The sequence below is a fragment of the Pseudomonas sp. MD195_PC81_125 genome (assembly GCF_014060985.1).
GTDB classification, from domain to species: domain Bacteria; phylum Pseudomonadota; class Gammaproteobacteria; order Pseudomonadales; family Pseudomonadaceae; genus Aquipseudomonas; species Aquipseudomonas parakoreensis.
Genome location: NZ_JABULD010000653.1, coordinates 1 through 11,558 on the forward strand (window position 1 = coordinate 1; position 11,558 = coordinate 11,558).

The 11,558-nt window shown below is 61.6% G+C and carries 5 protein-coding genes and 3 pseudogenes; 7 read left to right on the plus strand and 1 reads right to left on the minus strand.

Features of this window, described 5'->3' with window-relative positions:
- On the minus strand, positions 1 to 200 hold a 200-nt coding region (locus HT737_RS31375; protein ID WP_220459514.1), incomplete at its 3' end, for a hypothetical protein.
- Here HT737_RS31375 and HT737_RS25770 point away from each other — a divergent pair.
- From HT737_RS25770 to HT737_RS25800, 7 genes and pseudogenes are all read left to right on the plus strand, one after another.
- Entirely contained in the window at positions 199 to 849 is a 651-nt protein-coding gene (locus HT737_RS25770; RefSeq protein WP_086794616.1) for an N-acetyltransferase, read from the plus strand. The genes HT737_RS31375 and HT737_RS25770 overlap by 2 nt on opposite strands.
- Positions 850 to 915: 66 nt before the next feature.
- Positions 916 to 2,644: pseudogene (locus HT737_RS25775) on the plus strand (autotransporter assembly complex family protein).
- A pseudogene (locus tag HT737_RS25780) lies at positions 2,641 to 6,316 on the plus strand (translocation/assembly module TamB domain-containing protein). The pseudogenes HT737_RS25775 and HT737_RS25780 overlap by 4 nt, the downstream one beginning before the upstream one ends.
- Before the next feature lie 264 nt (positions 6,317 to 6,580).
- The gene (locus tag HT737_RS25785; RefSeq protein ID WP_041073261.1) at positions 6,581 to 7,063 is read left to right on the plus strand and encodes a MarR family winged helix-turn-helix transcriptional regulator; all 483 of its coding nucleotides are present in this window, start codon (positions 6,581 to 6,583) and stop codon (positions 7,061 to 7,063) included.
- A pseudogene (locus tag HT737_RS25790) lies at positions 7,053 to 8,522 on the plus strand (efflux transporter outer membrane subunit). Before HT737_RS25785 ends, HT737_RS25790 begins: the two are co-directional and overlap by 11 nt.
- Positions 8,523 to 8,536: 14 nt before the next feature.
- A complete protein-coding gene (locus tag HT737_RS25795) occupies positions 8,537 to 9,739 on the plus strand; it encodes an efflux RND transporter periplasmic adaptor subunit (protein WP_182404265.1) in 1,203 nt (400 codons plus the stop codon).
- A gap of 239 nt (positions 9,740 to 9,978) precedes the next feature.
- Positions 9,979 to 11,508 (plus strand): DHA2 family efflux MFS transporter permease subunit, encoded by a 1,530-nt coding sequence (locus HT737_RS25800; RefSeq protein WP_131670137.1) that lies wholly within the window; start codon positions 9,979 to 9,981, stop codon positions 11,506 to 11,508.
- Positions 11,509 to 11,558 lie beyond the last annotated feature (50 nt).

Consider the following 11,558-nt stretch of genomic DNA (forward strand, 5'->3'; position numbering starts at 1 on the left):
CCCACAGGTTCAATGGTGTTCACATATTTTGTGTGCGACGCAGGCACTGTGGGAGCTGGCTTGCCAGCGATGAGGCCCGCCCGGTCGATGAAGATCCCGAGTTGGTCTATACCTGTGGGGAACTGCGCCACCTGCAACAGGTTCGTACCAACAAGAGCGCAGTCATTTGCGCTGCGCCCCGGGGGGAGAATCACCGTCATGCCTGAAACCCAGACTGCCATCGCCGACATCCACATGCTCGACCGCGGTTACTCGCGCGAAGCCCGATCGCTGCTGTATCAGGCCTACCGCCACGAACCGACCTTCGGTTACTTGTTCGAGGCCGAGCGGCCGGGCTACGAGCAGCGCGTACGGGCCACGGTGCGTGAGCTGGTCAAGCAGCATTTCCTGCAGGACCTGCCAGCCATCGGCCTGCTGGTCAACGACCGCCTGATCGGGATTGCCCTGATTGCGCCGCCGCAACGGCGTCTGGGGATCACCGAGAGCTGGGCGTGGCGCCTGCGCATGGTGCTCAGCACCGGCTTCCGTTGCACCCGGCGTTATCTGGCCTATCACGATGCGGTGGCGGCGTGCGTGCCCAGCGATTCGGTGCACATGTTGCCGCTGCTGGGAATCCACCCGCAGTTTCAAGGCAAACACTTTGGCGAGCAGCTGTTGACGGCCGTGCACAACTGGTGCGCGGTGGACGAAACCTCGCAAGGCGTCGTACTCGATACCGGGAACCCGCGTTACCTGGAATTCTACAAACGTCAGGGTTATGAGGAGATTGGCGAAGTGGCCGTCGGCCCGGTGCGTGAACACGTTTTTTTCCACGCCAATCCGCAGGTGTTACAAACTGCAACAGCATAGCAATCGAACTTCTTCGGAAATTTCCTGTTCTATCACGCTCCCAAGCCCGTGATAGCATCCGCGCCTATGAAGTTTCCAGGAAGATTTACCAGTGGCGTGCTCCTGCTGTTAATCAGCTGCGCGGCGCTGGCGCAAAGTGAATTGGACGTGCGGATCAAACCGTCCAACGACGAACTCAAGGCCAATATAGAAGGCTATATCGGCAGCCTCGGCGATCGTGACGAACAAGCCTTGCTGCGCTTCAGTCGCGGGGCCGAGGAGCAGGCGCGCAAAGCCGCGCAAGCCTTGGGTTATTACCAGCCGCAGATCGACAGCGATGTGAAGGGCGGTGATAAACCGCGCCTGGTGCTGAACATCGATCCTGGCGAGCCGATTCGTCTGCGCAACGTGACTATCCGCGTCGACGGGCCCGCGGCCTCGCTCAAATCCTTTCGTGTGCCGAGCAGTGACACGCTCAAGTCTGGCGCCGTGCTCAACCATGGGCGTTATGAAGACGCCAAACGTCTGATCCAGAACCAGGCCTCGCGTTTCGGTTTCTTCAGCGGCCATTTCACCAGCCAGAAACTCCTGGTCGACCCGCGTGCCGGGGTGGCCGACGTTGAATTGATCTACGACAGCGGCCCGCGTTATGCGCTGGGCAGCGTCAGTTTCGAGGGCGACACGCCGTTCGACGAAGACCTGCTGCAACGCATGGTGCCGTTCAAGGCCGGCGACCCGTATGACTCCGAGTTGATCGCCGAACTCAACCGCGACCTGCAATCGAGCGGCTATTTCGAAGGGCGTGCGCGTCGATGCGGCGCCGACCGCGGCGAAGAACGACGTGATTCCGGTGGACGTCAAACTCGACACGCGCAAGCCACGCACCATGGGCCTGGGCCTCGGATACTCGACTGACGTCGGCCCACGGATCAAGGCCAACTGGACCCGCCACTGGGTCAACCCGCAGGGCGACAGCTACGGCTGGGAAGCCGAACTGTCGGCGCCACGGCAAAACGTCGGTCTGTTCTACGACATCCCGCTCGACCCGCCGCTGACCGACAAACTGCGCTGGGCCGGTGGTTATCAATATGAAAACATCGACGGCTCCGACACCCTGAGCAAGCTGCTGACCTTCGGCCCGGAATGGCACAGCAAGTTGCCCAGCGGCTGGCAGCGAGTGATTTCGCTGAAATGGCAGCGCGAAGAATATGAACTCGGCGACGACTCCGGCCTCAGCACCTTGTTGATGCCCGGCATCAGCTATTCGTACCTGAAGAGCGACAACCGCATCGACCCGCACAACGGCTATCGCCTGACCTTTGAAAGCAAAGTGGCGAAGGAAGGTCTTGGCTCGGACAACAACCTTTTATACGGCACGGCGCTGATCAAAGGCCTGACCACGGTGTTCGACAACCACCGCTTCCTCGGTCGGGTGCAGATCGGCGGCAGCGCCACCAACGGTTACAACTCGGTACCGCCATCACTACGTTTCTTCGCCGGTGGCGATCAGAGCGTGCGCGGTTACGACTACCAGAGTCTGTCCCCGGAAAACGCCAAGGGCGACCGCATCGGCGGGCGCTACATGGTGGCCGGCAGCGTCGAATATCAATATTCAATTGCCGAGAAATGGCGGGTCGCGACCTTCGTCGACCAGGGCAACTCCTTTAACAAACTCGAACTGCCGAACCTCAAGACCGGGGTCGGTATCGGTGTGCGCTGGGTCTCGCCGGTGGGGCCGATCCGCCTCGACCTGGCCCACGCGCTGGACGACGACGGCGGCATCCGGCTGCACTTTTCCATGGGGCCTGAGCTGTGAAGCGTGGTTTGAAAATAGCGGCACTGGCATTGTTGGCGCTGGTGCTGTTGGTTGTATTGAGCATCGCCACTCTACTCGGGACGCAAGCAGGCAGCCGTTGGGCGCTGAGCCTTGTGCCGGGTTTGAACGTGGAGAATTTCCAGGGTCGCCTCGGCGGGCAATGGAGCGCCGATCATTTGCTGTGGCAGCAGGACAGCAGCCGGGTCGAGCTGAACAAGGCAATCTTCGCCTGGTCGCCGCTGTGCCTGACGCGCATGACGCTTTGCATCGAGCAGCTCAAGGCTGATCAGGTGATCCTGCAATTCCCGCCGAGTGAGGAAACCACCGACAGCGGCCCGATCAAACTGCCGGATCTGCAATTGCCGCTGGCCATCGAGCTCGGTGACGTGCAGGTTGGCAGCTTGCTGTTCAACGGCAGCGAGCAACTCAAGGGCTTGCAGCTGGCGGCGCACTGGACTGCCCAAGGGCTGCAAATTGACAGCGTGAAATTGCAGCGCGACGACCTCAGCCTGAACCTCTCCGGCCTGCTGCAACCGACCGGCAACTGGCCGCTGAACATCGCCGGTGACCTGAGCCTGCCGTCCCCAGGCACTGGCCCCTGGACGCTGGCGTTGAAAGTCGACGGCGATCTGCTGAAAACCCTCAACCTGCACGCCGACAGTCATGGCTACCTCGACGGCCAGTTGAGCGGCGAGTTGCAACCGCTAGCGGAAAATCTGCCGGCCAAGGTACGGATCACCAGCGATGCGTTCAAACCGAGCGCTGACCTGCCGGACACCCTGCAATTGAATCAACTGCTCTTGACCGGCGAAGGTGATCTGAAAAACGGTTACCAGCTCAATGGCAACGCCACGCTGCCCGCCGACAAGGGGCCGGTGGCGGCTGCTGCTCAAAGGCAAAGTCGACGCCAGTGGCGCGCAGATTGTCGGCCTCGACCTGACGGCCAACGACAAACAAAGCCTCAAACTCACCGGCCGAGTTGACTGGAGCAAGGGTCTCAGCGCCCAAGCCAACATCAACTGGCAGGACTTTCCGTGGCACCGGCTCTATAACGAAATCGACGAGCCGCAAGTTGCCTTGCGCAGCTTCACCGGCGAAGTCTCCTACACCGACGGTCAGTACCTCGGTAACTTCGCCGCCGACCTCGATGGCCCGGCGGGGGCGTTCAGCCTGAGCAGCCCGTTCAGCGGCAGCCTGAAACAGATCGCCTTGCCGCAACTGAAGATGGAAGCCGGGCAGGGCAAGGCTGAAGGGCATGTGAACGTGCAGTTCGCCGACGGCATCGCCTGGGACACTGCGCTGGATCTTTCGGCACTGAACCCGGCGTACTGGGTCGCGGAACTGCCTGGCACCCTGGCCGGGCCGCTGAAAAGCCAAGGCGAGATGAAGAACGAACGCCTGAGCCTCACCGCCGACCTCGACCTCAAAGGCAAATTGCGCGGGCAACCGGCGATCCTCCAGGCCAAGGCGGACGGCGCCGGCGAGCAGTGGAACCTCAACGCCCTGCAAATCCGCCTCGGCGATAACAGCATCAGCGGCAAGGGCAGCCTGCAACAGAAACTCACCGGGCAGATCGACATCAAGCTGACGCGCCTGGCCCAGCTCTGGCCGCAGTTGCGCGGGCAGGTCACGGGGCTGGTCAATGTCGCCGGTACGCTGAAGGCACCGCAAGGCAAGCTCGGCTTGCAGGGTTCGCAACTGGCGTTTCAGGACAATCGTCTGCAAAGCCTCAATCTCGATGCCACGCTCGACAGTGCGCAACGGGCGAAGATCGACCTCAAGGGCAGCGGCATTCAGGCCGGTGACACCAACCTCGGTGTGTTGACCGCCAGCGCCCAAGGCGACATCAAGCAGCAGAAACTCAACCTCGACCTGCTCGGGCCGAAGCTGAAACTGGCCCTCGGTCTGGATGGCAATCTGGACCAGGGCAATTGGCGCGGACGTCTGGCCAGCGGCGACATTCAGGCCGGCGGCCAGGACTGGAAACTGCAGAGCCCGGCCAGACTCGAACGCCTCGCCGACGGCAAGATCAACTTCGGCGCGCATTGCTGGATGTCCGGCAATGCCAGCCTGTGCGGCGAAGATCAGCGCCTGCTGCCGGAGCCGAAACTGCGTTACCACCTCAAGCAGTTCCCGATCGAAAGCCTCGCGCAGTGGTTGCCGAAAGACTTTGCCTGGCAAGGCAGGCTCAACGCCGATCTGCAATTGGATCTGCCGGCCAGCGGCCCCAATGGCGTGGTCAGCATCGACGCCAGCGGCGGCACTTTGCGCATGAAAGAAAAGGATCAGTGGCTGGACTTCCCGTACCAGACCCTGAAGCTCACCAGCAAACTCACACCCAAGCGGGTGGACACCGAACTCAACTTCGTCGGCGGCAAACTCGGCGAGTTGATGGTGCAGGCGCAGCTCAATCCGCTGCCGAAAAACAAACCGTTGAGCGGCTCTTTCCGCCTGAGCGGACTGGACCTGTCGGTGGCGCGGCCGTTTGTGCCGATGGTCGAAAAACTCACCGGACGCCTCAACGGCAGCGGCACGATTTCCGGCGGTCTGCTGGCGCCGCTGGTCAACGGCACGGTGAAACTCAGCGACGGCGAAGTGTCCGGTGCCGAGCTGCCGATGGAGCTCAAGGACCTGCAACTGCAAGCGGTGATTGCCGGCGAATCGGTGCGCCTCGATGGCGGCTGGAAAAGCGGCAAAAGCGGGCAGGGCAGCCTGAACGGTAACGTCGCCTGGGGGCAGGCGCTGATGGTCGATGTCGCGCTCAAGGGCACGCAACTGCCGGTGACCGTCGAGCCTTATGCCAAACTGGAAGTGGCGCCGGACCTGAAGATTTCCATGGCCGGCGACGAGCTGAAAATTGCCGGCAAGGTCCAGGTGCCCCGAGGCGAAATCACTGTGCGCGAACTGCCGCCATCGACGGTGAAAGTCTCCGATGACACGATCATCGTCGGGGCACAGACCGAAGAGGGCAAACCGCCGCTGGCGATGAAAATGGACATCGACGTGGTGGTCGGCGAAGACAAACTGAGTTTTGCCGGATTCGGCCTGACCGCCAACCTGCAAGGTCACGTGCACATCGGCGACAACATGGACACCCGTGGCGAGCTGTGGCTCAACGACGGCCGTTACCGTGCCTACGGCCAGCGCCTGAACGTGCGCCGTGCGCGGCTGCTGTTCGCCGGCCCGATCGATCAGCCGTATCTGGACATCGAAGCGATTCGCCAGACCGACGACGTGATCGCCGGTATCCGCCTGAGCGGCAGTGCCGAGCAACCGACTACGCAGATCTTCTCCGAACCGGCGATGAGCCAGGAACAGGCGTTGTCGTATCTGGTGCTCGGGCGGCCGTTGAGCACCAACGGCGAAGATAACAACATGCTCGCGCAAGCGGCGTTGGGTCTGGGCTTGATGGGCAGTTCCGGGGTCACCAGCAGTCTGGCCAAGGACCTGGGGATTCAGGATTTTCAGCTCGATACCCAGGGCAGCGGCAACACCACCAGTGTGGTCGCCAGCGGCAATATCTCCGAGAAACTCAGTCTGCGTTATGGCGTTGGCGTGTTCGAGCCGGCCAACACCATTGCGCTGCGCTACAAGCTGAGCAAGAAGGTCTATGTCGAAGCGGCCAGTGGCGTGGCGAGTTCGCTGGATATTTTCTACAAGCGCGATTTCTAGAACGCACCTGTTTATTTGAACCGAGGCGCGGCCTTCGCGAGCAGGCTCACTCCCACAGGGGATTTCCATCAGACGCAAAATTTGCGTCGCGCGGAGATCCTGTGGGAGCGAGCCTGCTCGCGAAGGCGTGCGCCTGTGCAACACAAAAACCCAGTCCGTTGGTCAACTAATTACAAAGCAACCTAACTATTGCGTTGACATTCGCTGCCTAGGCAGTAACATCTCGACATACATTCACTGCCTAGGCAGTTATTAGGTGAGCACATGAAGCATTTCACCCCGGACGAATTCAAACATTGCCATCTCGGCCTGTTGCTGGGCCGCGCCGCGTTGCTCAAGGACCGGATCATCGACACCCACATGGAACCCCACGGCATCACCGCCGCGCAGTTCAAGGTGTTGATCATCATGGCCCAGTACGGCGTCGACACCCCGGCCGAGCTGTGCCGGCACCTGTCGCTGGACAGCGGTTCGATGACGCGCATGCTCGATCGTCTGGAGCAGAAAGGTTTCCTGGTTCGCCAACGCAGCGAAGGCGATCGCCGTCAGGTGCAGCTCAAGCTCACCGAGCAGGGCCAGCAACTGGCCGATCGCCTGCCCTATATCGGCGCCGATGCGATGAATGAACTGGCCGGCGCCATCTCTCGTGAAGAGCTGAAAACCCTGGAATACATCCTCAAGAAAATCCTGCTGGCAGCCGGTGACCCGATCACGATCCAGCGCTTAGGTGAACACAATGAGCGGTAAAACCTTGCGCAGCAGCCTGACCCTGCTGCTGTCGGCGATGATCCTCGCCGGTTGCGCCAACTACAGCGGCCTCGACACTCAGGGCCAAAACCTCGATGCGAAAAGCCTGAAAGTCGGCCAGTCGCTCAACGGCGTGACCCTGTCGCCGGCCGCCTGGCCAAAAAGCGACTGGTGGACCAGCCTCGGCGATCCGCAACTCGACGGTCTCATCCGCGAAGCGCTGCACGACAGCCCGGACATGCAGATCGCCGAAGCCCGCGCCCATCAGGCCAGCGCCGCCGCGTATGCCGCCGATGCCGAACGCTATCCGACCCTCGACGCCAGTGCCGGCATCAGCCGTTCGCGCCTGGCCAAGGATCAGGACCCGCGAGGCAGGGTGATGCCTACGCGACGGTGCGTAACGTCAGCGCCGGCTTCAACTACAATTTCGACCTGTGGGGCGGCCAGCGTGATGCCTGGGAAGCCGCACTCGGTCAGGCCCGCGCCGCCGAAGTCGATCGTCAGGCAGCGCAGTTGACCCTCGCCGCCGACGTGGCCCGGGCTTACAGCGATCTGGGTCAAGCGCACATTGTCTACGACCTGGCCAACGACGATCTCAAGCGCACCAAACAAATGCTCGATTTGAGTCAGCGCCGCTTGAGTGCCGGGATCGACAGCCAGTACCAGTTCCAGCAAACCCAAAGCCTTGAGGCCAGCTCCGAAGCCAGCCTGATCGACGCTGAAAAAACGTCTGAACAGCGCGAAAATCGCCCTGGCCGTGTTGCTCGGCAAAGGCCCGGATCGCGGCAACGAAATTGCTCGACCGAAAGTCCTGCAAGCCAGCGCCGTGGCGGTGCCGTCGGTGCTGCCGGCAGAGCTGCTCGGCCGGCGTCCGGATCTGGTCGCTGCGCGCTGGCGCGTAGAGGCGGCGAGCAAAGACATCGACTCGGCGAAAACCCGCTTCTATCCCAACTTGAACCTCACGGCCTCGGCCGGTGCCGAATCCTTGTTGGGTGACGCGATGTTCGGGTCGGCCAGTCGTTTCTTCAACATCGCCCCGACCATTTCGGTGCCGATCTTCGACGGCGGGCGCCTGCGCGCCAACCTCGATGCGCGTGACGCCGATTACGATCTGGCGGTGGCGCAGTACAACAAAAGCCTGGTGAAAGCCCTGGGTGATGTCAGCGACACGATCAACCAGTTGCGTGACATCGGCCGGCAGATCGGCGCGCAACAACACGCTACCGAGATTGCTCAGGATTCTTACAACACCGTCGTCCAGCGTTACGGTTCCGGCATCGGCAACTACCTGGACGTGCTCAGCATCGAGCAGCAATTGCTGCAGGCCCAGCGTCAGCTGGCCAACCTCAATGCCGAGCAGATCGACCTGTCGATTCAACTGATGCAAGCGCTGGGCGGCGGCTTTCAGGGTGAGACCCTGACCGCAGCCAACGCCACCCCAGCCACGTCGCACAACTAATTCAGGTATTTGTCATGGCCACTGCCGAAAACACCCAAACTCAAGCCAACACGCCCGACACTGGCAATCCACGCAAGCGCAAATTCATGCTGCTGGTGCTGGCCGTCGTGGTCCTGCTCGCCGGGGCCGGCGTCTGGGCGTATCACGAATTCATCGGGCGCTTCAACGAAAGCACCGACGACGCCTACGTCAACGGCAACGTCGTCGAGATCACGCCGCTGGTCACCGGCACCGTGGTCAGCATCGGCGCCGACGACGGTGATCTGGTTCACGAAGGTCAGGTGCTGGTCAACTTCGACCCGAACGACGCCGAAGTCGGCCTGCAAAGTGCTCAGGCGAAACTCGCGCGCACCGTGCGTCAGGTGCGCGGCCTGTACAGCAACGTTGACGGCATGAAAGCCCAGGTCAACGCGCAACAGGCCGAAGTACAGAAAGCTCAGGACAACTACAACCGCCGGAAAAACCTCGCCGCTGGCGGGGCGATTTCCCAGGAAGAACTGTCCCACGCCCGCGACGACCTGACCTCGGCGCAAAACGCCCTGGCCAACGCCAAACAACAACTGAAAACCACCAGCGCGCTGGTCGATGCCACCGTGGTCTCGTCGCATCCGGACGTGATGCAGGCCGCTGCTGAACTGCGTCAGGCGTACCTGACCAACGCCCGCAGCACCCTGATCGCGCCGGTTACCGGTTACGTCGCCAAGCGCACTGTGCAGCTCGGTCAGCGCGTACAGCCAGGCACCGCGCTGATGGCGGTGATTCCGCTGGATCAACTGTGGATCGACGCCAACTTCAAGGAAACCCAACTGCGTGACATGCGCATCGGCCAACCGGTGGACATCGAGTCCGACATCTACGGCAGCAGCGTGAAGTACAGCGGCACCGTCGACAGCCTCGGCGCCGGTACCGGCAGCGCGTTCGCTCTGTTGCCGGCGCAGAACGCCACTGGTAACTGGATCAAGATCGTGCAGCGTGTGCCGGTGCGGATTCATATCAACGCCGAAGAACTGGCCAGGCATCCATTGCGCGTCGGTCTGTCGACCAACGTTGAAGTGAACCTGCACGACCAGAGCGGCCCGGTGCTGGCCCAGCAACCGCCGCAGAAGGCCTCGTTCAGCACCAACGTCTACGACCGCCAACTGGCTGAGGCCGACGCGATGATTGCGCAACTGATCCACGACAACAGCGCTGCGGTCAGCAAAACCGCGCAACGCTGAATCTTTCCCCTGTGGGAACAGGTTCTCAAGGTGATGAGATTTACTGTGGTGAGGGGATTTATCCCCGATGGACTGCGCAGCAGGCCCGGCTTTTCTGAATCTAAGGACGGGCCGCTTGGCGACCCATCGGGGATAAATCCCCTCACCACAGAGGAACTTCTTCATCACAAGAGCCTGTTCCTTATGGGCAACTGCTTCTTTAACAGACGCAGCGTCAACCCGGTTTCATAGGATTCACAATGAGCAATAACGCCTCTTTCACGCCGCCCAGCCTGTTGCTCAGCACCATCGGCCTGTCGCTGGCGACGTTCATGCAAGTGCTCGACACCACCATCGCCAACGTGGCGCTGCCGACGATCTCCGGCAACCTAGGGGTGAGTTCGGAGCAGGGCACCTGGGTGATCACCTCGTTTGCCGTAAGCAACGCCATCGCGCTGCCGCTGACCGGTTGGCTCAGCCGCCGTTTCGGCGAGGTGAAGCTGTTTCTCTGGGCCACCATTCTGTTCGTGCTGGCCTCGTTTCTCTGCGGTATCTCGACCTCGATGCCGGAACTGATCGGCTTTCGTGTGCTGCAAGGCCTGGTGGCCGGCCCGCTGTACCCGATGACGCAGACGCTGTTGATTGCCGTGTATCCGCCCGCGAGGCGCGGCATGGCCCTGGCATTGCTGGCGATGGTCACGGTGGTCGCGCCGATTGCCGGGCCTATTCTCGGTGGCTGGATCACGGACAGCTACAGCTGGCCGTGGATCTTCTTCATCAACGTACCGATCGGCATCTTTGCGGTGATGGTGGTGCGTTCGCAGCTGGCCAAGCGTCCGGTGGAGACCAGTCGCCAACCGATGGACTACGTCGGTCTGATCACGCTGATCATCGGCGTCGGCGCGTTGCAGGTCATCCTCGACAAGGGCAATGACCTGGACTGGTTCGAATCGAACTTCATCATCATCGGTGCGGCGATTTCGCTGATCGCCCTGGCAGTATTTGTGATCTGGGAAATGACCGACCAGCATCCGGTGGTCAACCTGCGCCTGTTCGCCCATCGCAACTTCCGCATCGGTACGCTGGTGCTGGTGCTGGGTTACGCCGGGTTCTTCGGCATCAACCTGATCCTGCCACAGTGGCTGCAAACCCAGATGGGTTACACCGCGACCTGGGCCGGTCTGGCGGTGGCGCCGATCGGGATTCTGCCGGTGCTGTTGTCGCCGTTTGTCGGCAAGTACGCGAACAAGTTCGACCTGCGCCTGCTGGCCGGTCTGGCGTTCCTCGCGATTGGCTTGAGCTGCTTCATGCGCGCCGAGTTCACCAACGAGGTGGACTTCCAGCACATCGCCCTGGTGCAGCTGTTCATGGGGATTGGCGTGGCGCTGTTCTTCATGCCGACCCTGAGCATCCTGATGTCCGACCTGCCGCCGAGCCAGATCGCCGACGGCGCCGGTCTGGCGACGTTCTTGCGCACCTTGGGCGGTAGCTTTGCGGCATCGTTGACAACCTGGATCTGGATCCGCCGCGCCGATCAGCATCATGCGTACATGAGCGAAAGCATCAGTACCTTCGAGCCGGCGACCCGCGAGACGTTGAATCATTTAGGTGGCGCGAGCCAATCGGCGTACGCGCAGATGGATCAGATCCTCACCAGCCAGGCGTACATGCTCTCCACCGTGGATTACTTCACGTTGCTGGGCTGGGGGTTCATGGGGCTGATTCTGATTGTGTGGCTGGCGAAGCCGCCGTTTGCCGCAAAAGCAGGCCCGGCCGCGTCCGGACATTGATTGTGCGGTGATTGCTAAAAGATCGCAGCCTGCGGCAGCTCCCTRCAKTT

What these genes read in the sequence shown, in the direction of transcription:
- HT737_RS25770 (WP_086794616.1), top strand. Translation starts at nt 199, where the DNA reads ATGCCTGAAACCCAGACTGCCATCGCCGACATCCACATGCTCGACCGC.
- HT737_RS25785 (WP_041073261.1), top strand. Translation starts at nt 6,581, where the DNA reads ATGAAGCATTTCACCCCGGACGAATTCAAACATTGCCATCTCGGCCTG.
- HT737_RS25795 (WP_182404265.1), top strand. Translation starts at nt 8,537, where the DNA reads ATGGCCACTGCCGAAAACACCCAAACTCAAGCCAACACGCCCGACACT.
- HT737_RS25800 (WP_131670137.1), top strand. Translation starts at nt 9,979, where the DNA reads ATGAGCAATAACGCCTCTTTCACGCCGCCCAGCCTGTTGCTCAGCACC.